General features: G+C 70.6%; 21 protein-coding genes. 6 read left to right on the top strand and 15 right to left on the bottom strand.

The genetic code is table 11. The annotated features are described in order from the left end of the window. Positions 1-148 precede the first annotated feature (148 nt). Together G6045_RS15835 and G6045_RS15840 are read left to right on the top strand one after the other, a co-directional pair. Complete coding sequence (locus G6045_RS15835; protein WP_165332585.1) at positions 149-736, top strand: XRE family transcriptional regulator; 588 nt, start codon at positions 149-151, stop codon at positions 734-736. A gap of 157 nt (positions 737-893) precedes the next feature. Then, a complete protein-coding gene (locus tag G6045_RS15840) occupies positions 894-1,097 on the top strand; it encodes a hypothetical protein (RefSeq protein WP_165332586.1) in 204 nt (67 codons plus the stop codon). 23 nt (positions 1,098-1,120) lie between these two features. Here the strand turns inward: G6045_RS15840 and G6045_RS15845 are convergent, their stop codons facing one another. Continuing rightward, the gene (locus G6045_RS15845) at positions 1,121-1,939 is read right to left on the bottom strand and encodes an SAM-dependent methyltransferase (RefSeq protein ID WP_165332611.1); all 819 of its coding nucleotides are present in this window, start codon (positions 1,937-1,939) and stop codon (positions 1,121-1,123) included. Positions 1,940-2,085: 146 nt separating this feature from the next. On the opposite strand from G6045_RS15845, the gene G6045_RS15850 reads away from it, so the two are divergent. Further along, positions 2,086-2,925, top strand: coding sequence for an aldo/keto reductase (locus tag G6045_RS15850; RefSeq protein ID WP_165332587.1), 840 nt, complete (start codon positions 2,086-2,088; stop codon positions 2,923-2,925). A gap of 94 nt (positions 2,926-3,019) precedes the next feature. On the opposite strand, the gene G6045_RS15855 is transcribed toward G6045_RS15850, so the two are convergent. After that, positions 3,020-3,958, bottom strand: a complete 939-nt coding sequence (locus G6045_RS15855) for a MerR family transcriptional regulator (RefSeq protein WP_165332588.1) — start codon at positions 3,956-3,958, stop codon at positions 3,020-3,022. Between the two features lie 92 nt (positions 3,959-4,050). Here G6045_RS15855 and G6045_RS15860 point away from each other — a divergent pair, with 92 nt between their 5' ends. Continuing rightward, the gene (locus G6045_RS15860) at positions 4,051-5,538 is read left to right on the top strand and encodes an alpha/beta hydrolase (RefSeq protein ID WP_165332589.1); all 1,488 of its coding nucleotides are present in this window, start codon (positions 4,051-4,053) and stop codon (positions 5,536-5,538) included. A gap of 126 nt (positions 5,539-5,664) precedes the next feature. Continuing rightward, positions 5,665-6,039: a VOC family protein gene (locus G6045_RS15865; RefSeq protein WP_165332590.1), complete on the top strand. Its 375-nt coding sequence runs from the start codon at positions 5,665-5,667 to the stop codon at positions 6,037-6,039. Between the two features lie 125 nt (positions 6,040-6,164). Here G6045_RS15865 and G6045_RS15870 read toward each other — a convergent pair whose 3' ends face one another. The 7 genes from G6045_RS15870 to G6045_RS15900 form a co-directional block, all read right to left on the bottom strand. Further along, positions 6,165-9,881, bottom strand: coding sequence for a S8 family serine peptidase (locus G6045_RS15870; RefSeq protein ID WP_165332591.1), 3,717 nt, complete (start codon positions 9,879-9,881; stop codon positions 6,165-6,167). A 174-nt stretch (positions 9,882-10,055) separates the two neighbouring features. Beyond that, complete coding sequence (locus tag G6045_RS15875; protein ID WP_165332592.1) at positions 10,056-10,781, bottom strand: DNA alkylation repair protein; 726 nt, start codon at positions 10,779-10,781, stop codon at positions 10,056-10,058. A gap of 54 nt (positions 10,782-10,835) precedes the next feature. Next, on the bottom strand, positions 10,836-11,993 hold the full coding sequence (locus G6045_RS15880; protein WP_165332593.1) for an ROK family transcriptional regulator: 1,158 nt from the start codon (positions 11,991-11,993) through the stop codon (positions 10,836-10,838). A gap of 113 nt (positions 11,994-12,106) precedes the next feature. Next, positions 12,107-13,606 (bottom strand): glycoside hydrolase family 36 protein, encoded by a 1,500-nt coding sequence (locus tag G6045_RS15885; RefSeq protein WP_165332594.1) that lies wholly within the window; start codon positions 13,604-13,606, stop codon positions 12,107-12,109. Positions 13,607-13,677: 71 nt separating this feature from the next. Next, a complete protein-coding gene (locus G6045_RS15890) occupies positions 13,678-15,024 on the bottom strand; it encodes an ABC transporter substrate-binding protein (RefSeq protein WP_165332595.1) in 1,347 nt (448 codons plus the stop codon). Between the two features lie 81 nt (positions 15,025-15,105). Further along, positions 15,106-16,032, bottom strand: coding sequence for a carbohydrate ABC transporter permease (locus G6045_RS15895; RefSeq protein ID WP_165332596.1), 927 nt, complete (start codon positions 16,030-16,032; stop codon positions 15,106-15,108). Positions 16,033-16,045: 13 nt separating this feature from the next. After that, positions 16,046-16,999 (bottom strand): carbohydrate ABC transporter permease, encoded by a 954-nt coding sequence (locus G6045_RS15900; protein WP_165332597.1) that lies wholly within the window; start codon positions 16,997-16,999, stop codon positions 16,046-16,048. Positions 17,000-17,167: 168 nt separating this feature from the next. Between G6045_RS15900 and G6045_RS15905 the strand changes: the two genes are divergently transcribed. Then, a complete protein-coding gene (locus G6045_RS15905) occupies positions 17,168-19,180 on the top strand; it encodes a DUF4832 domain-containing protein (protein ID WP_165332598.1) in 2,013 nt (670 codons plus the stop codon). A gap of 74 nt (positions 19,181-19,254) precedes the next feature. Here the strand turns inward: G6045_RS15905 and melA are convergent, their stop codons facing one another. The 6 genes from melA to G6045_RS15935 all read right to left on the bottom strand — a co-directional run bounded on the left by melA (position 19,255) and on the right by G6045_RS15935 (position 25,649). Then, on the bottom strand, positions 19,255-20,595 hold the full coding sequence (melA, locus tag G6045_RS15910) for an alpha-glucosidase/alpha-galactosidase (protein WP_165332599.1): 1,341 nt from the start codon (positions 20,593-20,595) through the stop codon (positions 19,255-19,257). Continuing rightward, entirely contained in the window at positions 20,592-21,542 is a 951-nt protein-coding gene (locus G6045_RS15915) for a carbohydrate kinase family protein (protein ID WP_165332600.1), read from the bottom strand. The genes melA and G6045_RS15915 overlap by 4 nt, the downstream gene beginning before the upstream one ends. A 27-nt stretch (positions 21,543-21,569) precedes the next feature. Beyond that, on the bottom strand, positions 21,570-22,454 hold the full coding sequence (locus G6045_RS15920; protein ID WP_165332601.1) for a carbohydrate ABC transporter permease: 885 nt from the start codon (positions 22,452-22,454) through the stop codon (positions 21,570-21,572). Next, on the bottom strand, positions 22,451-23,395 hold the full coding sequence (locus G6045_RS15925) for a carbohydrate ABC transporter permease (RefSeq protein ID WP_165332602.1): 945 nt from the start codon (positions 23,393-23,395) through the stop codon (positions 22,451-22,453). The genes G6045_RS15920 and G6045_RS15925 overlap by 4 nt, the downstream gene beginning before the upstream one ends. 9 nt (positions 23,396-23,404) lie before the next feature. Next, a complete protein-coding gene (locus G6045_RS15930) occupies positions 23,405-24,733 on the bottom strand; it encodes an ABC transporter substrate-binding protein (protein WP_165332603.1) in 1,329 nt (442 codons plus the stop codon). A 97-nt stretch (positions 24,734-24,830) separates the two neighbouring features. Next, the gene (locus G6045_RS15935; protein ID WP_165332604.1) at positions 24,831-25,649 is read right to left on the bottom strand and encodes an endo alpha-1,4 polygalactosaminidase; all 819 of its coding nucleotides are present in this window, start codon (positions 25,647-25,649) and stop codon (positions 24,831-24,833) included. Positions 25,650-25,749 lie beyond the last annotated feature (100 nt).

The raw sequence follows: 25,749 nt of genomic DNA on the forward strand, positions 1-25,749 counted from the left end.
GGGGGTTGGGGGGGGGGGGGTGGGGTCATGGCTGGGGTCATGGGTCCTCCCAAAAAGGGCGCGCGAAAGCCGCTGCGGGCAGACGGGGAGTCGGGGATACGTGGGCAACGCTAAGCGGACCTTGCCCCTCAGACATACAATCTTGCCCATGACGCAAGACACTGATGATCTGGACGGCCTCGTCCGCAAACGCATCCGCGCCCTGCGCGTGGCCCAGGGCTGGTCGCTCGAGGAACTGGCCGCCCGGGCGAAGGTCAGCCAGTCGACCCTGAGCAGGATCGAGAACGGTCAGCGCCGCCTCGCCCTGGACCAGCTGGTCACCCTGGCGCGCGCCCTGGACACCTCACTGGACCAGCTGGTCGAGAACGCCTCGGACGACGTCATCATCAGCCCCATGATCGACGCCTCGCACGGCCTGATGCGCTGGCCGATCAGGGCCGAGCCCGGCATGACGGTGGTACGTCAGCGGATGACCGAGCCGCCCCCGGAGAACGCCGCGAAGATGCGGGCGCACCCCGGCCGCGAGTGGCTCGTCGTCCTCTCCGGTACGGCGATCCTGCTCCTGGCCGGTCGCCGGCTGCGGATCGAGACCAACCAGGCCGCCGAGTTCCCGACGATGCTGCCGCACGCGATCGGCAGCGCCGGCGGGCCCTGCGAGATCCTGGGGATCTTCGACCGCGATGCCCGCCGCGGCCATCACGGCACGGACTCCGCGCAGGCGACGAAGAGCGACTGAAGCCCGCGCGCCACCAGGTCTGGCGACGGCGCGGGCCGCCCGCCACCATGGGGCGGGCTGACCGTACAAGGACCATGCGGGCGGGCTGACGCACAAGGACCAGGTGGGCGGCTGACATACAAGAACCATGGGCCGGGCGCACGGACGAGGGGGGTCGATGAAGGCGCGATTGTTCCTGCTCATCATCGTCGTCGCCGCCGGCGTCGCGTGGACGGTCATGGCCGGCGAGTGGAGCGACAAGGGCTGCCGCACGGGACAGGGTTACGCCCTGGTCCTCACGAAGGGCGGTCCCCCGGACGACCACGAGGGCTGCCGACCGGGGCTCGAAGGACCGGAGTTCACGGACGCGTACATCGGCTGAACCCCGGCCGCTCGCCGCACGGGTCAGGGCTTGCGCGCCAGCCCGCCCGCGCACGACACCTTGACCGGCTCGCCCCACGGGTTGGGCTGCGGGCGCCAGCGTTCGACCGAGACCACGCCCGGCTCGAGGAGTTCGAGGCCGTCGAAGTAGCGGGCGATCTGGTCGATGCCGCGCGGGGTGTACGGGACGGCGCCGCTGTTCGCGTTGTGGCGGGCGATGGCCTCGACGTACGCGGGGTCGGCGTCGGAGCCGTCGTACAGCGCGAGATAGCTGCCGGACGGCAGGGCCGAGAGCAGGTGGTCCACGACGGACTGCGGCTTCTGCTCGTCGGTGACCAGGCCCATGATGCCCATCAGCATCAGGGCGACGGGCTGCGAGAAGTCCAGGGTGCGGGCGGCTTCGCGCAGGATCGTCTCGGGGTCGCGGACGTCCGCCTCGAGGTAGTCGCACTTGCCCTCGGGCGTGCTCGTCAGGAGCGCCTGGGCGTGGACCAGGACCAGCGGGTCGTTGTCCACGTAGACGATGCGCGAGTCGGGGGCTATGGACTGGGCGACCTCATGGGTGTTGTTCGCGGTCGGCAGACCGGTGCCTATGTCCAGGAACTGCCGGATCCCGGCCTCGCCCGCGAGATAGGAGACGACGCGGGTGAGCATCTGACGGGACTGGCGGGTGACGTCCCGCATGCCCGGGTACACCTCGACGACCTTGTCGCCGGCCACCCGGTCGATCGCATAGTTGTCCTTGCCGCCGAGCAGGTAGTTCCAGATCCGCGCCGAGTGCGGTCGTGACACATCGATCCGGCTTCCGCCCTCGGACCCGGACTTCTCGGACTCTTCGTACACCACGGTCGGCTCTCCCTCTGCTCCAAGCGTCTGCCGTCAACTTACGGTCTTCCGGGGCGCCTTGGGAGGTCCTGGAGCGAAAGCTGTCACCTGCGCGTTCAACTCGCTTGCTACCGTGTCGCCTTCACTCTGGGAGGGGTCGGCACATGACATCCGAGGTGTTCCGTATCGCCGGGGATCTCGAAGTACGACGGCTCGGATTCGGGGCCATGCATCTGCCCACCGAGTCGGGACCGGACCGGGAGAACTCCCTCGCGGTGGCCCGGCGGGCCGTCGAGCTCGGGGTCACGCTGATCGACACCGCGTACATGTACGGCGGCGGCAGCAATGAGGAGTTGCTCGCCGAGGCGCTGTATCCGTACCCGGAGGAGCTCCTGGTCACCACCAAGATCGGACTGGAGCGGCGCGGACCGGCGGGTGAGTGGGAGCTCGACGGGCGGCCCGAGGTGCTGCGCGGGCAGGTCGACAACGCGTTGCGGCGGCTGCGGGTCGAGCGCGTCGAGCTGCTTCAGCTGCACCGGATCGACCCGAAGACACCCCTCGCCGACCAGATGGGTGCGCTGCGCGAGCTTCGGGAGGCGGGAAAGATCGGACGGATCGGGCTGTCCGAGGTGACGGTGGACGAGCTGCGCGAGGCGCAAGAGGTCGTCGAGATCGCCAGCGTGCAGAACCGCTACAACCTGCTCGACCGCGAGCACGAGCCGGTGCTCGCCGTGTGCGAGCAGGAGGGCATCGCGTTTCTTCCCTGGCGCACGGTCGCGTGGGGGAAGTCGGGCGCCGATGCGGAAGTGGCCGCGGTGGCGGCCGAGTTGGACGCCACGCCGACACAGGTCGCCCTCGCCTGGCTGCTCGGGCACTCCCCCGTCATGCTGCCGATCCCGGGCACGGCGCGGCTTGCGCATCTGGAGGAGAACGTCGCCGCGTCGGGGCTCGAGCTGAGTGCGGGGCAGCGGGCGCGGCTGGATGGGCTTGCGGGGGTGGCGTAGGCGGCCTGGCCGGACGGTGGCACCCGCCTCGTACGCCACCTTCCCCGAGCAGACCCGTCACGCCACCTCGCACACCACTCCCCGAGCAGACCCATCACGCCGCCGCCTGCCGCACCTCCGCCTCCAGTGCCGCGAGCAGCCAGTCGTGGGTCTCGCCCGGTGTCGGGGCCGGCCGTTCTCCGGGGCCGGTCGTCACCTGGGACACGAGCTCCCAGTAGCCGTCGAACCGTGGATCGTCCGCGAGTTGACGCGCCAGACCGCGCCGGAACCCCGGACTGTCACGGTGCCCGGCGACCGTCGCGTACGTGTCCACGAAGCAGACCAGCGCGTCACAGGAGTGCGGGGCCGCGCCCGCCAGGATCTGCCGGCCCGCCAGTGCGTAGGCCTCGGCCAGACCCGCGTAAAGCAGCGCGGACTCGCGCGCGCCCGCGGCCCCGTGCGCGGCGGGCTGGGGCCGCACGGCGCCGGAACAGGGGCGCGACACCAGGGCGTTGAGCCGCGCGAACGCCAGGACCTGTCCGGACGACGGGCTGTCCGGCGGCTGCGGCACGGCCACCTCCAGGAAGTCCGCGGCGGACTTCGCCGGCATCCGCGCGGGCAGCCACGCACGCCAGAACCGCGCGAGCGGCGCGGTGCTCGGCGGCGTGCCGAGCGCTCCGATCAGGTGCAGGAGGTCGGCGCGTTCCGCGGGATCGGATTCCTGTACGAGGCGGAGTGCGGCCTCCTGCCAGCGCAGGGCGGCCAGTTGGGAGCCGAGGGTGCGCAGCTGTCCGGCGACCGCGTCCTCCAGCGCGCCGGACCGTTCGTCGACGATGCGGTGGACCTCCGGCAGGGGGACGCCGAGGCCGCGCAGGGAGCGGATCAGACGGAGCCGCTCCAGGGCCTCGGGACCGTACCTGCGGTGGCCGCCGCCACTGCGCGAGAGCTCCGGCAGCAGGCCGCGGTCCGAGTAGAAACGGACGGTCTTCACGGTGGTCCGCGCATGCTCGGCGAGCTCGCCGATACTCCACGAACCGTCGGACGGCGTCGGCACTTGAACCTCCCTTTAGGGGAGTTCCTAACGTACCCGCGACCGCGGAACCGGCGACGGACCGGTCCGCGGGCGACGGAGTGCGGAGGTGCGGGATGACCCGATTCATTGTGGTTCCGGGGCTGTTCACGGGGGCCCAGGTGTGGCAGGAGACGCTCGAGCGGCTGCTGGCGGCGGGCGCGAAGGCCGAGGCGGTGGAGGTGCCGCGGCCGCACGAGGCCGCCGTGGACCTGGAGGCGCATATCGCGCGCGTGGTGGCGGCGATCGACGCGGACGGTGCCGGCGACGGGCCGGACGTGGTGCTCGTCGGGCACGGCTACGGGGTGTTCCCCGCGGTGGGTGCGGCGGACCGCCGCGCGGACCGGGTGGCGCGGATCGTGTACGTGGACGCGCCGCTGGTGCAGGACGGCTCGGTGGGACTGGCCACGGTCCCCGACCCCGCGCTGCGCGAACACCTGGCGGATGGCGAGCTGTTGGCGGTCCCCGGGCGTGCGGAGTGGGCCCGCTGGGGCAGCACGGCGGGACTCTCCGACGCCCACCTGGACCGGCTCACCGCGCTCGCCGCACCGCATCCGACGGGGACGCTGCTGCGGCCGCTGCGGCTGACGGGGGCGGCCGCGGACCTGCCGACCACGGGGGTGCTCTGCGCGGAGAGCGGGGCGACGATCGAGACGGTGCGGATGCTCGTCGGCTTCGGCGATCCGGCGCTGCGGGCGCTGGCCCGCCCGGAGGTCACCTTCTTCGAACTGCCCACCGGGCACTGGCCGATGCTGTCCCGTCCGTCGGAGCTCGCGGAGGCCCTCCTCGCGGCGGCGGCCGGTGAGGGGGTGAGCCTGTCGGCGGACGACGAACCCGCCGAGACGCCGGGGTATCTGCGGCCCTTCCTCCTGGCCGTACCGGAGATCGCGCCCGAACGGCACGGCAACGTGGACCTGTTCCTGCCCGCCGCCCCAGGTCCGCGGCCCGCGGTGGTGTTCGTCCACGGGGGCCCTGTCCCCGCGGACATGCGACCCTCGCCCCGCGAGTGGCCGACTTTCGTCGGATACGCCCGGTACGTGGCCGCGCAGGGAGCGGTCGGGGTGACGCTCGATCACCGGTTGCACGACGTGGCCGACTACGCGGTGGCCTCGGCCGACCTGGCCGCCGCGGTGGAACAGGTCAGGGCCGACCCGCGCGTCGACGCGTCCCGTATCGCCCTGTGGTTCTTCTCCGGCAGCGGCCCGATGACGGCGGACTGGCTGAGCGCCACTCCCCCGTGGCTGCGCTGCCTCGCGGCGAACTACCCGATCATGGCGCCGCTCGCGAGCTGGGGTCTGGGCCCGGGGCAGGTCCGCCCGGCGGACGTGGTCGCGCAGGCGGGGCAGCTCCCTCTGCTCCTCGTCCGCGCGGGCCTGGAGACCTCCGCGATCGCGGCGACGGTCACGGAGTTCGTCACGGCGGCCCGCGCCGCCGACGCCCGCCTGGAGGTGATCGACGTACCGAACGGCCACCACTCCTTCGAGGGCGTCGACCGGACCGACGAGTCCCGCGCGGCCGTACGGGACTCCGTACGGCGGGTGCTCGACCGGCTGGGTCTCACGTAGCCCGGGCGGGCATGCCCGAGGGCGGTGCCGGGTACCCCTCGCGTGCCCCCGCGTCGCATAAGACGTCACGGAGAACGTCGCACAGGGCGTCGCACAGGACGTCGCACCGAACAAGGAGTCCCGGAAGTGATTCGAAAGCTGCAGGCGGTCGCGCTGGACTGCGCCGATCCACTCGAGCTCGCACGGTTCTACGCGGATCTGCTCGGCGGCCGGGTCGTCACGGACCCTAAAGAGACCGACTGGATCGAGGTCCACGGCTTCGAGGGCACTCCCCTGGCCTGCCAGCGGGTGGACGGCTACCGCCCGCCCGTCTGGCCCGGCCAGGACCATCCGCAACAGCTCCACCTCGATTTCGACGTCGACGACCTGGACGCGGAGGAACAGCGCGCCCTGGCCCTCGGCGCCACGGTCCTGCAACGCACGGACCACCTCGACCCCGAAGCCAACTGGCGCGTCTACGCCGACCCGGCCGGCCACCCTTTCTGCCTGTGCGTGCACTGATGTCAGGCCGGGGACTGCTACGGCCCACCGAGACGGTTGACTGAGCACTCACCAGGCGCAGGCCCAACACAACGGCCCGGCAAGGCGTACGCCTTGCCGGGCCGTTGTACCGCGTGTGCGGAGGGTTACTTCACTCCGAACGCGCGGATGATCTCCTGCTGCACCGACGCGCCCCGGTCGTCCTCGACCGACGCCCGCAGCGAGACGAACTTCGCGTCGCGCGGGACCGCGAGCAGTGTCTTCCAGGACGCGCCCTTGCCGTCGAGGAGCTTCACGGACTTCCAGGTCGCGCCGTCGTCGTACGACACCTCGAGGGTGCCGGCGCCGATACGGCCGGTGTCCGCCGCGCCCTTCACGTACTCCGCGAAGATCCCGACCGGGACGAGGCGACCGCCGCGGACGTCGCCCGCGAGGTCGGTGTCCACGTCGAAGCCGAGGTTCAGCATCGGGAGGTAGGTGTAGCGGTCCTCCGGCGTGGGGCCGGACTTGACCGTCCACTCGGCGTGGCCCCGGGTCGACGTGTGCCACTGGGCCGGGTCGGCGGTCGTGTCCGTGACCACCTTGAAGTCCTGGACGCGGGACTCGACGTCCTCCGACCAGGCGTACGCGCCCGAGCCCATCTTGTCGTCGACCAGCTTGCCGTCCACGTACACCTTGGTCTGCTGGGTGACCCCGGACTCCTCGCTCCACACGTCGCCGAACCCGGTGTGGTCCGGACCCGAGTCGCCCCAGCCGGGCACGTTGAACTGGACGTTGTTGCCGAAGCGCTGCTGACCCCAGCCGAGACCGGTGCCGAGCCACGGGTGCAGGACCGGCTTGAACCAGTTGAGCTCCTGACGGGTGCCGCCCTTGTAGACGATGTGACCGCTGCGCGACTCGATCTTGCCGGGGCCGACGGTCATGGACTCGTACCAGGCCTGCCCCTCACCCGTGGAGACGTAGTCGGTGCGCTCCTGCGGGAAGGAGATCCGCTCGGGGAAGCCGACGCCGATCGGGTACGCGCTGGACATCGACACGCGCTGGTCACTTCCGTCGACCGGCTTCGCCGCGTGGAACTTCGTGTCCAGGACGGCGAGTTCACGCCGTCCGGGCTCGAAGGTCAGGTCGCGGTCCGGGATCGCTCCCGAGTGGCCGTCGGCCAGGTCGTACTTGTAGGGCGTGTACTCCGTGCCCTCCAGCTCCAGCCCGCGTCCCTGCCGGGCCGCGTCCGAGAGCCGGTCCGCGTCCGCCGCGTTGACCGTCGCGATGTGCAGCGGCCGGTCCTCGTACGCCTCGGTGCCGAACCAGTCCATCAGACGGCCGGCCTGTGCGTCGCTCGCGAACAGCGCCTTGGCGCCCGCGTCCTGGGCGTTCTGACCGATCTCCACGGCCGGGATGTTCCCGGTCGCGCGGACGAGGACCGCCTTGCCCTTGACGTTCTTTCCTTCGTACGCGGCCTTGCCGCCGTCCCCCGCGTCGACGACCGCAAGCTCGAGATCGTCGTCCAGGATCGTGCCGCCGCCCTGCACGGTGGCCTCACCGATACGCCGGCCGCCCGCCTCGACGGAGAGCATCGGCTTGCCGAGGCGCCATACGGTCCGGTACTCGTACGTGCCCGTCGAGGGCTTCTTCGACGGCGCCGCGAAGACCGAGTCGTACGTCAGCGGGACCTGCACACTGCCGGAGAGACCCGTGCCGTTCGCCTCGCGGGTGTACTGCATGATCAGCTGGCGGGTCTCGGTGCGCTGGTCGACCTCGGCATCGAGCTCGCGCAGCCTGCGCCCGTCGAGGGTGATCTCGCGGTCCTGGTCGAGCTTGATCTCGGACTCGTTGAAGTAGCCGAGGCCGAGCGAGTCCTTGCCGTTGCCGCCCTTGACGTCCGCGAAGCCGTCGAGCGCGTAAGTGCCGGGCTGGAGGCGGAGCTTGACGGTACCGGACGCGCCGACGTCGTATCCCCAGCCCTCCTCACCGGCGGCCAGCTTGAGCAGGCTGAACGAGCCGGGGATCGGGGAGCCGTCGCGGTCCTTGACGTTGACCGTCAGGGTGTAGCGCTCCTCCTCCTTCACCAGGCCCCACGCGGTGTGCGCGAGAGTCTTGTCGCCCGCCTTGGCGGTGATGTGCCCGCCGTTGTTGCCGACCGGGGCCTTGGCGCCGTCGGCCGTGGCGGTGGTGGAGGCGGTGCCGTTGGCCGGGACGGTGAGCGTGCTGTCGGCGAGCGAGACGTAGTCCGCGCCCTCGGCGGCGAGCGTCAACTCGACCGGCTGATCGGTGTGGTTGGTGTAGGTCAGCGTCTTCGTGACCGGCTCGTTGCCCTCGTACGGCCAGCCGTAGAACCCGAAGTCCGCGCTGCCCGACGCCGTGACCTGCGCCTGAACCGCGTCGGGGACCGAGACGCGGCCCGCGCCGAGGTCGTACGGGGAGTCGGTGAGCGTCTTGGACGTCGACATCAGCGCGTCCTTGAGCTGCTGCGGCGTCCAGTCGGGGTGCTTCTCGGCGAGCAGGGCCGCGACGCCCGAGACGTGCGGGGTGGCCATCGACGTACCGCTGATGCTCATGTACGACCCTTCGCCCTCGCTGAGGGACGAGCGGGCCGCGAGGATCTTGACGCCGGGCGCGGAGAGGTCGGGCTTGAGGGCGTTGTCGCCCATGCGCGGACCCATGCTGGTGAAACCCGCACGGGTGTCGGTGTTGTCGACGGCGCCGATGGTGAGCGCGGCGTCGGCGGCGCCGGGTGAGCCGATCGCGCCGTTGTAGCCCGAGTTGCCCGCGGCGATCACGAACAGTGAACCGGTCTCGGCGGTGAGGTTGTTGACGGCCTGCGCCATCGGGTCCGTGCCGTCGCTCGGCTCACGGCTGCCGAGGCTCATCGAGATGATCTTCGCGTCGATGTCCTTCGCGGCCCACTCCATGCCGGCGATGATCTGCGAGTCGGTGCCCTCGCCCGCGTCGGAGAGCACCTTGCCGACAGCGATGTCGGCGCCGGGCGCGACGCCCTTCTCCTTGCCGTCGCTCGCGGCGCCGCTGCCGCCGACGGTCGAGGCGACGTGCGTGCCGTGCCCGTTGCGGTCGGCGACCTCCTCGCCCTCGATGAACGACTTGGTCTGCGTCACCCGGTCCTCGAGGTCGGGGTGGGTGAGGTCCGCGCCGGTGTCGAGCACGGCGACCTTGACGCCCTTGCCGGTGAGGCCGGCCTCCCACGCCTTCGCGCTGCCGATCTGGGCGTTGGACTCGGCCATGGTCGCCTCGACCTTGCCGTCCAGCCAGATCTTGTCGATCCCGCCGCCGAACGCCTTGGTGCGCGCACCGTCGTCGGTCAGGGCGCCCCACATCTCGGCGTTCCGCTCGGCCTCGACGGCCGCAGCGTTCACGCTGGGCAGCGCGCGCACGCGGTCGGCACCGTCGGGCGTCGCGGCCCGTGCGCCCTTGCCGTACGTGACGATGAGCGGCAACCCTCCAGCTCTATCGGCCTTCTTGCCGCTCTCGGCGTCGGCGAGGCCCTGCCGTATCAGCTCGCTGACGTCGAAGAGGCGCTTGTCGAGCTTGCCGGCGGCGAGGAACGCACGTGCCTCGTCCGGTACGACGCTGATGTCGCCGTCGTGGTCGGTCGTCGTGAAGACCTTGCCCTGAGCGCCCTTGGCCCGCTCGACCGAGACCGCCTTCTTGCCGCCGACGTCGGTGACGGTCACCTTGTCGCCGGTGATCAGCGTGACGGTGTGCGCGGCCAGGGCGGCCTGCTTGACGGGGGTCCTGGGCGCGGTCGCCGGGTCATCGGCGGCCACGGCCTGCTGTCCCGCCGGGAGCAGAACGAGCGCGAGCCCGGCTGTCAGCAGCCGTGCCGTGCGCCCCGAGGGTGCTCTGTTCATGGAACTGCCTCTCCTGCGACGAGCCCCGGGCGGGGGATGTTTCCCGGGTGCTGGGGAGAGTCTCAGTGGTTGAACGTTGCAGAACGATGACGGGAGACGGGCGGGAAGCCGCCATGGCGGCTTCGCGCCAGGAGAAAACGGAAGGACCCGCTCACGCCTGCGGCCGCGTGCGGATCAGCGCGCGAGGCCGAGGTAGTGGGCGCGCAGCTCCTTGTCGAGGTGTTCGATCGCGTCCCGCAGCAACGGACGCGGGGCCGTGGCCGCGTGGCGGTCGAGAAAGGCGAGCAGCCGGTCGCGGTCGTGTTTGCCTGCTTCCCTGAGCATGCCGCCGACGACCTTCTGGACGAGGTCGTGCGGATCGTGCACGAGCAACTCGGCCAGCTCGTAGGTGTCGTCGAGTTCGCCTTTGCGCAGCAGGTACAAGGTGGCGAACATCGCGATGCGCCGCTCCCACCACCGCGGGGACGCCGCGAGTTCCCTGAGTACGGTGCGGGGTTCGCCGAAGTCGTGCAGGTAGGCGCCGATCACTTGGTGGGCGCTGACGTCCACCAGGTCCCAGGTGTTGATGGCGTCGGTGCGCCGCAGATAGAGCTCGTACAGCTCCCGGCGGCGCTCTTGGCCGGTCTTCTTGTGCAGCGCCTGCTTGCCCATGATGCTCACGGCGCCGACGCGCACTTCGTGGACGGGGCTGTCCAGGAGCCGGTCGATCTCCCGCGGTACGAGGTCGATGAACTCCTTGGCCAGCGTGAACACACTGCCCATGCGCACCCCGAGGACCAGGTCCTCCTCGGCCCTTCCCCTGCCCGGCTGCAACGCACGGTGCAACTGCGCCTGGCGCTCGGGCGTGGCGAGTTCGGTGAGGCGCCCGGCGAACTGTTCGGCGCTGCGTTCGGCGGGCATGGCGCTCCTCACGTAAGGCGAGGTTGTTCAGGGGCCGCGGTGTGCCCGCCGAATCTATCCCCGCGGTGCGCGGGGCGCCGCGAGTTCCGCGCTGAGCATGCGGTCGTCGATGTCGTCGAGGGCCAGGCGCAGTCCGCCGAGGGCCACGCTCTCGTCGCCGAGGGTGGAGGTGCGCAGCTCGGGAAGGCGCAGGCAGTGCTTGGTGAGTTCGCGGTGCAGGGGGTCGAGGATGATGTCGGCGGACCGTGAGAAGCCGCCGCCGAGGACCACGATCTCCGGGTCCAGGGCGAGCACCAGCGCGGCGACGCCGACGGCGAGATCGCGCGTATAGCGGCGTACGGCCGTCTTCGCCTCGCGGTTGCCCTCGCGGGCCGCCTGGAACACCCACGCGGCGGCCTCTCCCGGCCGGGCGCTCGCGGGCACTCCGGGGCAGGCGGCCAGGTGCCCGGGGGCATCGAGCCAGCGGACCGCCTTGAGCGCACCGATCTCGCCCGCCGCGCCGCCGTGGCCGCGGCGCAGGGTGCCGTCGAGGATGAGGCCCGCGCCGGTACGGATGCCGGCGAGCAGGTACACGATGTCGTCCGCGTCCTGCGCCACGCCCTTCCAGCGCTCGGCCACCGCGGCGAGTTTGCAGTCGTTCTCGACCTGGATGGGGCAGCGGAACCGGCCGGCGAGATGGCCCGCGGGATCGGCCGTGCTCCAGCCCGGCAGCGGTGTGAACAGGGAGGTACGGCCGCTCGCGTCGACCGGTCCGGTCACGCCGACGGTCAGGCCCCAGATGTCGGACTCGGTCATGCCGGCCGCGGCCAGGAGCTCGTCGACGGTCTCGTCGACCGTCGCGAGCCGGGCGGCGGGGTCCGCCTCCGGGTCGGCGGGCCGGCGCACGGTTCTGACCAGATTGCCCTCGAGATCGCTCAGCATCACGAGGATCTTGTGCACCCCGATGTCGATGCCGAGCGCATGGCCGGCGTCGGCGCGGAAGCGGTAGCGGCGGGCCGGGCGCCCCACCACGCTCTTGGCGCCCGGCTCCTCCACCGCGGCCCAGCCGTCGGTGACCAGCGCCTGCACCAGGACGTCGACGGCGGGACGGGACAGGCCCGTCCGGCCGGCGAGTTCGGTGACGGTCGAGGGCGGGTTGCCGCGCAGCGCCCACACGATGGACAGCTGGTTCATCTCGCGCATCCGGGACAGGTCGGTGCCCGTGGTCGCCATGCTGGTCTACTCCCTGGTGGGGATCGCGCGGTACCCGCCGCTGGATATCGCTGGGCAGTTTACTAATTCCCGGGGGTCGCCCGGGTCCGATCGCGCGGTTCGCGAGGTTCGCTTCAGGAAATCGGATAGCGCTGTTGCCCCTGAGGCTCCACCGCCGCGGTGAAGTCGGCCTCGCGCCCGTCGAGCACGAACCGGTAGCGGCCGACCCTGCGGATCTCGGGCCTGGCCTGCAAGTACTCGGTGAGCGCCTGGAGTTCATCGGGGTGCAGCCAGCCCGGCGGGTCGGAGACCGCACGGAAGCCGCAGATGTCGGCGAGGTCGCGCAGCCAGCTCTGCTGATGCTCCGTGAGGAGGTTGAGCCGGCTGCGGAAGTACACGACGTCCGGGTCGACTTCGAGCAGCGGTGACTGCCACAGCCGGTGCAGGGTGTTGACCACGGCGTTGCGGGCCAGCGCGTCGGAGGGGTCCTGGGTCGCGTAATGCTCCCACTGGGGTGCGACATCGGGTCCGCTGCGGATGCCGTCGAGCAGTCCGAGCGAGGGCAGCAACGGTGCGCCGCTGCCGAGGAGATAGGTGTCGGGGCCGGCCGCTTCCCGGATGATCTCCAGGCCGAGCCGGTACGCCGCCTCGCGGCCGATCCCCGAGGCGCGGACGCCCGGGGCCGCGGCGGCGCCGATGAAGTCGGCCTTGAGGTAGCCGAACCCCCAGTCCTGGGTGATCCGCCGGATCATCTCGCGCACGTGATCCTGGGCCGCGGGCCGGGTGAGGTCGAGCGCGTAATAGCCGGTCCCCCAGTTGTGCCCGGTGATCACCGGCTCGCCGTCCGCGCCGCGCAGCAGCAACTCCGGCCGTTCCCGGGCGGTTTCGGAGTCCGGGAGCGCGATGAACGGCGCGATCCACAGGCCGGCGCGCAGTCCCGCGTCGTCGATGCGGTCCACCAACGCCCGCATTCCGGAAGGGAATTTGTCGTTGGCGTGCCAGTCCCCCACGGCCCGCTCCCAGCCGTCGTCCACCTGCACGACGTCGAAGGGCAGTCCGCGCAGGGCGGTGATGTCCTTGGTGAGCAGTTCCTCGGTGATGTTCTCGTAGTACGCGTACCAGCTGCACCACACGTTGCCGGCCCGCTTGGTGCTGCGCCCGAGCCGCTCCGCGAGCTGTGCGGCGTACGCCCCGAAGACCTCCTCCTCGGTGCCGTACGCCAGGAACCAGGGCGCGCCCGCGGACTCGTACCAGCCGACGAGGGTGTCGTGGTCGGCGGCCAGACGCGGTACGTCGAGGCCGAGTGCGCCGAGCAGCAGGATCCGGCCGTCGGGGCCCTCCAGTGCGGCGAGGGCGGACGAGTGGTGGCGGGCGGGGTCGTCCCAGACCGTGTCGTCGGCGGTCAGCCGGCGCTCGGCGCTTGCGATGCGCAGCGGCTCCTCGGAGAGCCGGCGCCATCCGCACGGGCTCCAGGAGTTGTGTCCGTGCCGGTAGAACAGTGCGTCGCCGAGGCCGTGCAGCACGGCGACGCGTCCGGGCGGCAGCAGCAGTCCGCCGTCGACGGGCCGTGGGGCTCCGTCGCCTTCGAGTTCGACGGCGAAGGTGTGGGCGCCGACGTCCAGGAGCTGGGCCATGGATCTCCTTGCATCTGTACGGGAGGGGGCGGGCGGCAGGCAGGTCCTGCCGCCCCTGCTGGTGAAGTGCGCTACTTGAAGAGGCCGTTGACCTTTTCGTTGACGCTCTTGAGGGCCGGACCCGGCTGCGTCTGGCCGAGGATGACCGACTGGACGGCGTCCTGCACGAGCGGGTTGATCTCGGTGCCGTGCTCGGTGACGGGCAGCAGGAAGGTGTTGCTCTTGTCGGCGGCCACGTCGGTGAAGACATGGATGTCACGCCCCGCCGCCTTGTGCGCGGCGAGCGCGGCCTCGGTCCCCGACTTCTGCGCGGGCAGGACGATGCCCCGCTTGCCGACCTTGTCCTGGCACTCCTCCGAGCCCAGGTACTTGACCCACTTCCAGGCCTCTTCCTTGTGCTCGGTGCCGGCCCAGATCGCGTCGGACAGGCCGTTCAGCGAGCTCTTGCGGCCTTCGGGACCGGCCGGCAGCGGCGCGAACGCGAACTTCTGCTGCGCCTTGGGGTCGGTGAACGTGGAGATGGTCCAGGAGCCGGCGATCATCATCGCGCCCTTGCCGGCGCTGAGGAGTTCGGTGTTCCCGACGCTCGACTGCTTGTCGAAGCGGGGCGCGTACCCCTTGTCGATCAGGCGCTTGAACCAGGCGATGGTCTCGGCGAGCTTGGGGTCGTCGAAGTTGTAGTGCGTGCCCCAGGGGTTCTTGTCGAGATAGGTGAAGCCGTTCGAGGCGGCCAGCGGACCCCAACCGTTCTGGCCGGTGGCGCCGTCGGCCCACTCCGGCAGGAAGCCGTACGTCTTCACGTGCTTCTTGTCGAAGTCGGGGTCGAGACCGTTGCGGCCCTTGGTGTCGACGGTCGCCTTGGCGATCGCCTCCTCGAGGGTCCCCCCGTCGTCGGGGTTCCACTCGAGGTCGGCGAGCTGCTCGGCGAAGACGCCCTGCTTCTCGAACTGGGTCGTGTTGTAGACGAGCGCCATGCTGTCCCAGTCCTTCGGCAGCCCGTAGCGCTTGCCGTCCTTGACCCAGACGTCGGCCAGACCGGCCTGGTAGCCGGACAGGTCGACCTTGTCCCGGTCGATCATCGGCTGAAGGTCGAGCAGCTGGCTGTTGGTGGCGAACTGCGGATAGTACGAGGCCTGGTTGGTCCACACGTCCGGGGCGTCGCCGGAGGTCAGCTGGGTGGTGAGGTTCTGCCAGTACTGGTTCCAGGCCGTCTGCGTGATCTTCACGCTGATGTCCGGGTTGGCCTTCTCGAAGGCGTCCGCGCACTCCTTGTACGCCGGAAGCTGCTTGTCGTCCCAGAGCCAGTAGTCGAGCGTGGTCTTGCCCGAGGCGGAGTCCGATCCCCCGCAGGACACGAGCCCGGCGGTGGCGGCCAGGCACAGCAGGGCCGCGCCCGCGCGCCGGTGCGTCGATCGCATGATGGCGTACCTCTCTGATCTGAGTGGGTTGAGCAGGAAGGGAGTTGTGCCAGTACGTGTGCGTGTGCGCCTGTGGGGGGCCTACTTGATGCCGGTGAAGTTCAAGGACTCCACCAGGCGGCGGCCCAGGAGGATGAGCAGGATGAGGACGGGCAGCACCGAGAGCGCGGAGCCGGCCATGATCCCGGTCCAGTCGGGCCGCGTGTTGGGCGACTGCTGCTGGAAGATGCCGAGCGCGACGGTGAGCACCCGGGTCTCCTCGTCACGGCCGGTCAGCAGCGGCCAGAGGTAGTCCTTCCAGGCCCACACCGTCGTGGTGAGCCCGATGGTGATCAGCGGTCCGCGGCTCATCGGCAGCACCACCCGCCAGAAGATCCCCCAGGCGCCGACCCCGTCGAGGACGGCCGCCTCCTCCACCTCACGCGGGATGGACAGGAAGAACTGGCGCAGGAAGAAGACCGCGAACGGGGTCATGAGGACGGCGGGCGCGACCATGCCGGCGAAGGTGTTCAGCCAGCCGAGGTTCTTCACCAGGACGAAGTTGGGCAGCAACGTGAAGATCGGCGGCACCATCAGCGCGGCGATCAGCACGCCGAACACGGCGTCGCGTCCGGGGAACCTGAGCCGGGCGAAGGCATAGCCGGCCATCGCGCAGAACAGGGTCTGCAGGGAGGCGATCAGACCGCTGTAGACCACGGAGTTGAGCAGATAGCGCAGGAAGTCGACCTGGGCGCCGGAGCCGCCGGCGGCCACCGCCTCCTCCTGACTGGTCAGTCCGAGCACCCGCAGGAAGTTGATCATCGTGGGGTGCTCGGGCACGAGCCCGGTGGAGTCGGAGTAGAGGTCGGCCGCCGGGGTCAGCGCGGTGCGGACCATCCAGTAGAACGGGAAGAGGGTGGCCAGGAGCGCGAGGACGAGCACGGTCCAGGCGGCGATCCTGCCCGGCGAGACCTTCGTGCGGATACGGGTGCGGGTTGAGACCTTCGTACGGATACGGGTGCTGGTCATGGTGTCCGTCTCCTCAGGCCAGGTCCGAGCGGGAGGCCCGCAGCAGGCGCATCTGGACCGCGGTCAGCACACCGAGCACCAGCGCGAGGACCACCGCGACGGCCGAGGCGTACCCCATGTGGAACTGCGCGAAGGCCTGTTCGTAGATGTAGTAGTAGATGACCCGGGTGGCGCCGACAGGGCCGCCCTTCGTGGTCACCGCGATGGTGTCGAAGATCTGGAACGAGCCGATCAGCGAGACCACCAGGACAAGGGCGAGCACGGGGCGAAGGAGCGGCAGCGTGATCCGGTGGAACATCCGCCACTCGCCGGCGCCGTCCAACGAGGCGCTCTCGTAGAGGTGCTGGGGCACCTGGAGCATTCCGGCGTACAGGAGCAGGGCCGTGTAGCCGGCGTACGCCCAGGTGTTGACCGCGGCGATGGTCGGCATGGCCAGGTCGGGCGAGGTGAAGAAGCCGGAGGTGCCGAGGCCGAGGGCTTCCAGGACGTGGTTGACGAAGCCCAGGTTGGCGTCGAGCAGCCACATCCACAGCAGACCCACGGTGACATTGGGGACCAGCCACGGCACGAGCAGCATCGCCCGCAGCGCCACCGACCGGGTCAGCCGGTGCATCAGGGTGGCCAGGAGCAGGGCGAGCAGGGTCTGTGAGCCGATGTTGAGGACCACGTAGGAGGCGGTGACCTTGATGGCGTTCCAGAACTGTTCGTCGCCGATCAGCTGCGTGTAGTTCTCCGCGCCGACGAAGTTCGGCGGGGCGAGCATGTTGTAGTCGGTGAGCGAGTAGTAGACGCCGCGGACCGTCGGATACGCGTAGAAGAGCGCGAAGCCCACCAGCGCCGGGGCCAGGAACAGCCAGGCCGCCTTGCGGTCATCACGCGGCCTGCCAGGGCTTTCCCGCTTCTCGACCGATCCGGCACGTATGCCGGAGCTCTTGTCCGGCGGCGCAACTGCCGTCTTGGCGCCCATGGTTACGCCTCCGAAGAGATCTCGTGCCGCACCTCTTGTCAGTGCCGCGCCGTGCACACATATTGATGAGCAACAGCGAAAGTTTGTCAATGCTGGCGCATAAACCCGGTGACGACCGGGCTCGCGGAACCGACCTGCAACTCCCCCCGTCCACTTGGAGGTTGATCCATGCGTACGTCCCTGCGCAGACGCGGCAGAGGGCTCTCGGCAGCCCTGTGTGCCGCGGCCGCGGCGCTCGCTCTGGTGGCGCTGCCCGCCGGCGCCCAGGCCGCGGACCCCGACGCACAGGCCCGCAAGAAGGCACCGGCCGTCACGGCGGCGGGAGTTCCCGACCGTCCCGCACCCGGACCGAGCCCCGACCCGGCGCTACCCGTCCACGCGCTCGCTCCCGCCGACTCCCCCGTGGACAATCCGCTCAAGGGCTTTGCCCGCTTCTACCAGCCGGGCGGCAACCAGAACGCCGGCTACCCGCACTCACTGACCTGGGCGTACTTCGGCCTGTCCGAGGTCATGAACAGCGCCTCGAACTGCGGGAGTTACAACTGGAGCGTGCTCGACAGCGCCCTGCAGGAGATCGCGCAGGCCGGCCATCAGGCGGCGATCCGCTTCTACATGGAGTATCCGGGCGGCACCGGCACCCATCCCGCGAACGCGATCCCGCCCTGCTTCGACGGGAAGGTCGCCAACCGCGAGAACACCTACTGGGGCACCACGAGCCCCGACTACGACAGCCCGTATCTGCGCACCGCGCTCAAGGACTTCATCGCCGCGTTCGGCGCGCGCTACGACGGCGATCCGCGCCTGGGCTACATCCACCTGGGCCTGGTCGGCCTGTGGGGCGAGTGGCACACCTGGCCCTACGACACGGACACGGCCGGCGACTCGTACCCGAACTACATGCCGACCGACGCGAACGGCGCCGAGCTGATCAACGCGTACAACAACGCCTTCAAGAAGACCCGCCTGGAAGTCCGCTACCCGGAATCCGCGGGCGGCGCGGCCAACAGCCTCCCGGCCATCGGCTACCACGACGACTCCTTCTGCTACCGCGAGGGCAGCCCGGCGGCCGGGGTGACGCTGCCGGTGTCGATGGGCGGCGCCCCCTGGGCCCAGCTGCAGAAGGCCGTCGAGCAGGGCGTGGAGAACAAGTGGACCACCGCGTCCATGGGCGGTGAGGTACGGCCGGAGATCCAGAGCACCGCGTTCGCCGACTGGCCCGGTGGCACCGGTTCCGTGGACAACATGAAGGCGTGCATCGAGCTGGAGCACACCACCTGGAAGATCAACGAGCGCAGTGGCGAGTACGCCGCCGCCGATCCCAAGGTGGCCGCCGCGGTCCGGCTCATGGGCTACGACCTGGGGGTCAAGAACGCGTACTTCCAGAACACGGCGCAGGGCAGCACCAAGGTCGGCGTGCAGATCAGCAACAACGGTGTGGCGCCCTTCTACTACCCGTGGGAGGTCAGCCTCGGCCTGAAGGACGCGGACGGGAACCTGGTCAAGAGCTGGAAGACCTCCTGGGATCTGCGCAAGGTCATGCCCCTGAAGATCCGCGCCTTCCCCGACTGGGGCGTCGGCTCCGACCCCACGTATCTGGACTACGGCCGCCCGTACTACTTCGACGCGACGGTGGACCTCTCGACCGTGAACGCCGGCGAGTACCAGCTGGTCATGAAGGCCAAGAACCCCCTGGAGGACGTGAGTTCGGCGGCCAAGAAGCTGCGGTTCGCCAATGCCGGACAGCAGGCGGACGGCTGGCTCGACCTCGGTGACATGAATGTCGGCGCGGGGCAGGGCAGCGACCCCAAGAGCTATGAGGCGGAGGCCGCCGGCAACACCCTCACGGGCGGCGCCGTCACCGCCGACTGCGCCGGCTGCTCCGGTGGCGCCAAGGTCGGCTATCTGGGCAACGGCGCGACCCTCACGTTCAACGGTGTCGACGGCGGCAGCGGCGGTACGCGCACGGTGACCGTGCACTACGCGACCGCGACGGCCCGCAGCGCCACCGTCCGGGCCAACAACGGCACGGCACAGACCGTCCAGTTCGGCCCGACCGCCGACTGGTGGACGACCTCGACGGCCACCGTGCAGCTGAACCTGCAGGCGGGCACGGGCAATAGCGTCACCATCGCCAACCCCTCGGGCTGGGCACCCGACATCGACCGGATCACCGTCAGCTGACCCGGCTCCGTCCCGGCGCGCCGGCCACCCCCTCCCCGGGGCGGCCGGCGCGTCCCCATCGGCCCGCCCGAGCCTCAGTCGCCGAGCAGCGCCCGGAGCCCCGGCTGCAACCGCTCCCCATGCGCCCGCACCATGGCGTCGCACAGCTGCCAGATCCGCTCGACGGGCAGCGCGGCCGCCGTCGCCGGGTCGGTCATGGCGGCGTGGCGGATATGGCGGGGTTCGTCGTCGAGTGCGGCCCGTACCACCAGGTCGCTGGTGCTGAGATACGTGCGGTTGAGCGCCGCCAGCTGCGGCGGCAGCGCGCCGATCCGGGTGGGCTGGACACCGGAGGCGTCGACCAGACAGGGCACTTCGACGACTCCGTGCGCGGGCAGGTTGTCGATCAGACCGTGGTTGGGGACGTTTCCGTAGACGGTGCGCGGGGTGCCGGTCACGACGCTGTGGATGATCTGCGGCGCGTACTCCATCGTGCCCTCGACGGCCAGCGGCTCCCCGGAGGCGAGTGCTTCCTTCGTACGGTGGTACTGCGCCACGTTGTCGTCGACGATCCCGACGTACGCGCCGATCGGCAGCCGCAGGCGCTCCACCTCGCTGTCGTGGTGGAGGTACCAGGGCACGTATTCGCTGGAGTGTTCGCTGGTCTCGGTCGGGTAGCAGCCGAGCCGCCGGTACATGTCGACGCGCACCCGGCGCCTCAACTGCGCGTCGGACGCGATCAGTTCGTCGAGGAGCGGGTAGAGGTCGCGGCCTTCGTGCTCGAAACGCAGGACCCAGGCCTGGTGGTTGACCCCGGCGGCCCGGTAGGTGAGGTCCTCGTACGGGACGTTCACGAGCTTGGCCAGGTCCTGCATCGTCCAGTACACCGAGTGGCACAGGCCCACGACCTTGGTGAGACCGGTGGCGGCCGTAACGTACTGGATGTTCATGGCCATGGGGTTGGTGTAGTTGAGCAGCCACGCGTCCGGGCACAGTTCGGCCATGTCCGTGCCGAGCTCTTTGAGGAACGGGAACGTGCGCAGGGCGCGGAAGATGCCGCCGATGCCGAGGGTGTCGCCGATGGTCTGGCGCAGCCCGAATCGGGCGGGGACGTCGAAGTCGGTGCGGGTGGCCTCGCCCATGCCGATCTGCACGATGTTGATGACGAAGTCGGCGTCCGCGAGGGCCGTACGGCGGTCGGTGTGTGCGGTGATGGTGGCGTCGGCGTCCCGGTGGCGCGCGATGTACGCGGCGGCCGCCTGAGCGGTGGCCAGACGCTCGGGGTCGATGTCGTGCAGGGCGATATGGACGTCCTCGAGCTCCGGGAAGGCGAAGAGGTCGGCGAGCAGGCCCTGGGTGAAGACGACGCTGCCGGCGCCGACGAAGGTGATCTTCAGCTGGCTCTTGCTGCTCTTCAGCTGGCTCTTGCGGCTCATACGAGAGGTGCTCCGGTACGGGTGAGGTGGGTGAGGGCCTCGTCCCAGGTGGGCTGGGCCGTGGTGCCGCCGTGGGCTCGGGTGGACAGGGCGCCGCAGACGACGGCGAACTTCAGCGCCTCCTGCGGCGGTCGGCCGTCCAGCGTCGCGGCGACGAAACCGGCGTCGAAGCTGTCGCCCGCGCCGACCGTGTCCGTGACCTCGACCGGCAGGCCGGGCGCGGTGTGCAGGGTGCGGCCGTCGTGGCACAGGGCGCCGTCCGCGCCGTTCTTGACGACCGTCAACGGGCCGCGCGCGCTGAGGAGTTGGGCCGCCGTATGCGCGCTGGTCGCGCCGGGGCCCGCAAGGCGCAGGGCTTCCTGGGCGTTGGGCAGCAGGATGTCGGTCTCCGCGAGTACGGCGTCGAGCCCCTGCCACCGGTCGGCCGGGTCGTCCTGGGTGTCCAGGGAGGTGGTCGCGCCGTGGGCGTGCGCGGTGCGCAGCAGGGCGGGCAGGTCGGCGGCCAGGCGCGGCTGAAGGAAGTACGAGGAGGTGTGGACGTGCCGGCTCGCGGCGAGGAGGTCGTCGGGGATGTCCGCGCCGCTGACCACCCCGAGCGTGCCGGGCGAGGTAAGGACGGCCCGGTCGTCGCCCCGGGTGAGGACGACGGTCAGCGGGGTGGGCCGGTCGGGATCCATGCGCAGTCCGCGGGTGTCGACGCCGCGCGCGGCGAGGGTGTCCCGCAGATAGCGCCCGGCGTCGTCGTCCCCGACGCGGCCCGCGAAGGCGACCCGCAGGCCGAGGCGCGCGGCCCCGCAGGCCATGATCGCGGCCGAGCCGCCGACGGTGAACGAGCCGGATTCCACGAGCTGTTCGCGCTGCCCGAAGGCGAGGGGTGCGGTGAGCGGGCCGAGGATCACATCGGGGTTGGCGTCCCCGACGACGAGCAGGTCGTACTGGTGCGGCATGGAGATCCTTCTCGTACGGGAAAGGGCTCAGCCCTTGAGTCCGGTGGAGGTGAGGGAGCGGATGAACGTCTTCTGCGCGGCGAGGAAGGCGAGCAGCACCGGAAGCACGGTGATCACGTTCCCGGCCATCACCGCGGACCACCGGGTGTGGTGCTGTCCCTGGAAGGTGGTCAGCCCCAGCTGCAGCGTGTACTGGGTGTCGTGGTTGATCGCGATCAGCGGCCAGGACAGGTCGTTCCACGTGGTCAGGAAGGTGAGGACGGCGACGGTGGCGAGCGCGGGGCGGGCGAGCGGCAGCACGATCGACCACAACACGCGCAGCCGGGAGCAGCCGTCCATCCAGGCGGCCTCCTCCAGCTCCCGGGGCAGGGAGAGGAAGAACTGCCTCAGGAGGAACACCGCGAACGGGGTCACCAGGGACGGGACGATCAACGCGCCCAGGGTGTCGATGAGTCCGAGCTGCTTCATCACCAGGAAGGTGGGGATCATCGTCAGCTGGAACGGGACCGCCATGGTGGCCAGCATCAGTACGAGCAGCGCCCGCGAGCCACGGAACCGCATCCGGGCGAAGGCATAGCCGCCGAGTGCGCCGAAGACGAGGTTCGAGGCGACGGCGACGCCCGAGACGATCAGGGAGTTGAGCAGCCAGCGCGGGAACATCGCGTTGCCGAGGACATAGCGGTAGCCGCCGAGGTCCAGGTCGGAAGGCCACAGAGCGGGCGGGAAGCGGTTGATCTCGGCGTCGCTCATCACCGAGCTGACAAGCAGCCAGAGCAGCGGCAGCGCGAACAGCAGGGCGAGCGGGGCGAGCAGCAAGTGCCAGGCGCTGAAGGGGAGTCGGATACGGCGGCGGGTGACCGCGGTCGCGGCGGCGGGGCGCCGGGTGGCCTCGGGCAGGGCGGTGAGGGTCATGAGGCGGCTGCTTCCGTACGGGCGCGGCCACGGACGGCCCGCAGCAGCACGGCCATCACGAACAGCGCCAGGGCGAGGACGTACGCGGCGGCGGCTCCGTATCCCGCGGTGAAGTTCTTGAACGCCTGCTCCCAGATGAAGTAGACGATCACCGTGGTGGAGCCGAGCGGACCGCCCTTGGTGGTCACGTACACCAGGTCGAAGACCTGAAGGGCCTGGATGGTCTGCCACAGGAGCAGGAACACGCTCACGGGGGTGAGCGCCGGCAGGGTCACGTGGCGCAGGAGGTGGCGGCGCCGGGCTCCGTCGAGGCGGGCCGCCTCGATCAGCTCCTGGGGCACGTCCTGCAGCGCCGCCAGATAGACGACCGTGCACAGACCGGTGCCGCTCCACAGGGTGATGGCGACCAGGACGTACAGGGCCTGGGAAGGGTCGGTGAGGAAGCCCTGGGCGGAGACGCCGAGGTGGTGCAGGACCGAGTTGGCAGCCCCGAACTCGGGGTCGAGGACGAAGGAGAACAGCACGCCCTGCGCGGTGGCCGAGACGACGAACGGCACGAAGAACAGGGTGCGGTACACGCCGACGAAGCGGATCCGCCGGTTGAGCACCAGGGCGAGCGCGAGACCGGCCACGATGCTCAGGGGCACGTACAGAAGGGTGTAGACGAGCGTGTTCTGCACGGCCTCGTGGAAGTGCGGGTCCTGCGCCAGGGCGCGGTAGTTGTCCAGGCCCACCCACCGGCTGGGGGTGACCAGGTCGCTGGCGCGGAAGGAGAGCAGCAGCGACCAGAGCACGGGGACGACGCTGAGGCCGAGGATGACGAGGACGGCCGGCGAGACGAACGCCCAGGCGGTGGCGGCCTCCGTGCGGCGGCGCCGGCGCAGACCACGGGTGACTGCACGGTCGGGTGGCAGGGTCAGGGGTGTGGGAAGTCTCGGCATCAGGGGTCCTCAACGCGGTATCAGGAGGGCGGCGTCGGCGTCTTCCGCGCAGGTGCGGATCGCCGCCGCGGGCGAGGCGCGGCCGAGCAGCACGGAGACGATGGCCTCTCCAAGGGCCTGGGAGATACGGGGATACGCCGGGTGCACGGGACGCACCCGGGCCGAGGTCAGCGCCTCGGTGAACACGGGCATGCCCGGTGTGCCGGTGGCGTGCTGCCGCCAGGCGGTGCTCTCCTCGCTGCCGCTGCTCAGCGGCAGGCTGCCGGCCTCCACGTCCCAACGGCTGTCCTGGGCGGGCCGGGTGAGCCAGGTGACGAAGGTACGGGCGGCCTCGGCGCGGGCCTCGCCGTTGTCGAAGACCGTCCAGGTGTCCGGGCCCGAGATGGTGACGGGGTCGCCGTCGAAGGTGGGCAGCGGCACCACGTGGTAGTCGAGTTTCGCCTGGATGATGTCCGGCAGCTGCCAGGGGCCGGTGGGCACCATGGCCATCCGGCCGGACAGGAACACCTTGTACATCTGCTCGCTGCCGGGCTTCGGGTCCACGTACACGCTCTTGCCGCGCACCAGGTCCCGTACGACCTCGAGGGCCCGTACGCCTTCCTCGGCGAAGCCGATGTGCTTGCCGTCCCCGGCGATCACCTCGCCGCCCGCGCCCCAGATCAGGGGCCACAGGCGCCACACCGTGTCCTCGTCGCCGGTACCGGGCCAGCCGGTGCCGAAGCGGCCCTGGTCCGCGTCGGTGAGACGGCGCGCGAGGTCCGTGAACTCGGCCCAGGTCCAGCCCGGTTCGGGCAGGTCGAGGCCGGCCTCGGCGAACAGCTTCTTGTTGCAGACCATGGCCAGGCAGTCGACCATCGCCGGCACCGCCCGGACCCGGCCGTTGATGGTGACCGCTTCGCGGGCCGAGGGCCAGTAGCTGGTCCAGGGCGTGGGGCCGCCGCGTACGTGCTCGGTGAGATCGACGACCTGCGGGCTGCGGGCGATGCTCGCCAGGTCGGAGCCGAAGATGAACGCGACGTCGGGGTAGGCGCCCGAGGCGAGCGCCGCGGTGACCTTCTGCAGCATGGCGTCGGCGAGCACGCCGCCGCCCAGGTCGACGTGGATACGGGGGTGGGTGCGGTGGAACTCGGCGACCAGGTTCTTGATCACCTTGAGTGCGGTGTCCGTCTGGCCGTGCCAGAGCTGGATGGTGACGCTGCCGTCGGCGCCGACCCCGTCGGACGCGCCGCCTGCGCAGCCGGAGAGCGTGCCCGCGGTGGCCGCGAGCGCGACCGCCGAGCCGGCGCGCAGGACGCTGCGGCGGGCCGGTGCGCCGGACCCGCGGGGTACTGCGGTCATGGCTGCCTCCAGAGGGTTCGCAGTTCGCTGGGGCGGGCATGTCCGTGGGCACGCCGGACGGTGTGCCCACGGACATGCCCCTACAGGGGAATGGCGGTCAGCAGGTCTGGCGCAGATACCCGCTGCCGCCCGCGGGCGAGACGTCCACGTCGCGGCGGACGATGCTCAGCTGATCGCCCCACCCGTCGCAGGCCTTGCGCAGCCCGCTCGCGCTGTACTCGACGACGACCACGTGATCGCCGTACTCGGCGGTGAAGTCACCGCACTCGTTGTACGCGCCGCACTCCTCGACCACCGCGAAGTCGAGGCCCGTCTCCTTGCCCACGCCGGCGAGTTCGGCGGTGTTCTTCTGGGCGATCGCGAGGCCCTTGCCGTGGGCGCGGTCGGCGAGCAGGGCGATGAAGGACTTCGCCTGGTTCGCCGTGAGGTAGTCCGGGAAGCGCGTGAACGTGTCGTAGTTGTCCGGCTCGACCGCCTGGAACCCCTTGTCCGCGCAGCCGTCGATCCACGTGCCCACCTTGGCGGCGATGCGCTGCCGCTTGTCGGCGGTGCGCAGGTCCAGGACGGCTTCGCCCCAGTCGCCGTCGTAGACGACCTCACCGTTCCCGTCCCGCAGGAGCAGGTCGTCGTCCCACTCCCCCTCGGCGCCGGGCTGCGCCTGGAAGGCGTTCACGTAGCAGATGTTGTACAGGCCGGGCGCCGGGGACGCTTCGTGGTCCCGGCTGACCACCCGCACCCCGGCCGGCGGGGTGTACGCCCCGCCGATCTGGTAGTCGAAACCGGCGTGCGGCGGCGGCAGGGGCACCGCCGCCGCCCCGGCCGACGCCGTCGACGGGAGAAGGAGACAGACGGCCGCTCCGGCCGCGAGGGCGGCACCAGCCGCTGTGTACTTGCTCGACACACGATTGAGGCTCATCGCAGAGCTCCACATGTGGAGGGCACGTCCCCGCCTCGGACCCTCGACGGTCCTGGCGACTCAGTCCGGGCTCGTGGCCATGGCCACCTACCGGCTAGGC

This window comes from Streptomyces mesophilus (genome assembly GCF_011044995.1).
GTDB lineage: Bacteria > Actinomycetota > Actinomycetes > Streptomycetales > Streptomycetaceae > Streptomyces > Streptomyces mesophilus.

Coding starts and splice junctions, on each gene's coding strand:
- G6045_RS15930 (WP_165332603.1), bottom strand. CDS start 24,733: ATGACCGCAGTACCCCGCGGGTCCGGCGCACCGGCCCGCCGCAGCGTC.
- G6045_RS15850 (WP_165332587.1), top strand. CDS start 2,086: ATGACATCCGAGGTGTTCCGTATCGCCGGGGATCTCGAAGTACGACGG.
- G6045_RS15895 (WP_165332596.1), bottom strand. CDS start 16,032: ATGACCAGCACCCGTATCCGTACGAAGGTCTCAACCCGCACCCGTATC.
- G6045_RS15875 (WP_165332592.1), bottom strand. CDS start 10,781: ATGCCCGCCGAACGCAGCGCCGAACAGTTCGCCGGGCGCCTCACCGAA.
- G6045_RS15915 (WP_165332600.1), bottom strand. CDS start 21,542: ATGCCGCACCAGTACGACCTGCTCGTCGTCGGGGACGCCAACCCCGAT.
- G6045_RS15870 (WP_165332591.1), bottom strand. CDS start 9,881: ATGAACAGAGCACCCTCGGGGCGCACGGCACGGCTGCTGACAGCCGGG.
- G6045_RS15920 (WP_165332601.1), bottom strand. CDS start 22,454: ATGACCCTCACCGCCCTGCCCGAGGCCACCCGGCGCCCCGCCGCCGCG.
- G6045_RS15900 (WP_165332597.1), bottom strand. CDS start 16,999: ATGGGCGCCAAGACGGCAGTTGCGCCGCCGGACAAGAGCTCCGGCATA.
- G6045_RS15935 (WP_165332604.1), bottom strand. CDS start 25,649: ATGAGCCTCAATCGTGTGTCGAGCAAGTACACAGCGGCTGGTGCCGCC.
- G6045_RS15925 (WP_165332602.1), bottom strand. CDS start 23,395: ATGCCGAGACTTCCCACACCCCTGACCCTGCCACCCGACCGTGCAGTC.
- G6045_RS15905 (WP_165332598.1), top strand. CDS start 17,168: ATGCGTACGTCCCTGCGCAGACGCGGCAGAGGGCTCTCGGCAGCCCTG.
- G6045_RS15885 (WP_165332594.1), bottom strand. CDS start 13,606: ATGGCCCAGCTCCTGGACGTCGGCGCCCACACCTTCGCCGTCGAACTC.
- G6045_RS15880 (WP_165332593.1), bottom strand. CDS start 11,993: ATGGCGACCACGGGCACCGACCTGTCCCGGATGCGCGAGATGAACCAG.
- G6045_RS15890 (WP_165332595.1), bottom strand. CDS start 15,024: ATGCGATCGACGCACCGGCGCGCGGGCGCGGCCCTGCTGTGCCTGGCC.
- G6045_RS15860 (WP_165332589.1), top strand. CDS start 4,051: ATGACCCGATTCATTGTGGTTCCGGGGCTGTTCACGGGGGCCCAGGTG.
- G6045_RS15835 (WP_165332585.1), top strand. CDS start 149: ATGACGCAAGACACTGATGATCTGGACGGCCTCGTCCGCAAACGCATC.
- G6045_RS15840 (WP_165332586.1), top strand. CDS start 894: ATGAAGGCGCGATTGTTCCTGCTCATCATCGTCGTCGCCGCCGGCGTC.
- melA (WP_165332599.1), bottom strand. CDS start 20,595: ATGAGCCGCAAGAGCCAGCTGAAGAGCAGCAAGAGCCAGCTGAAGATC.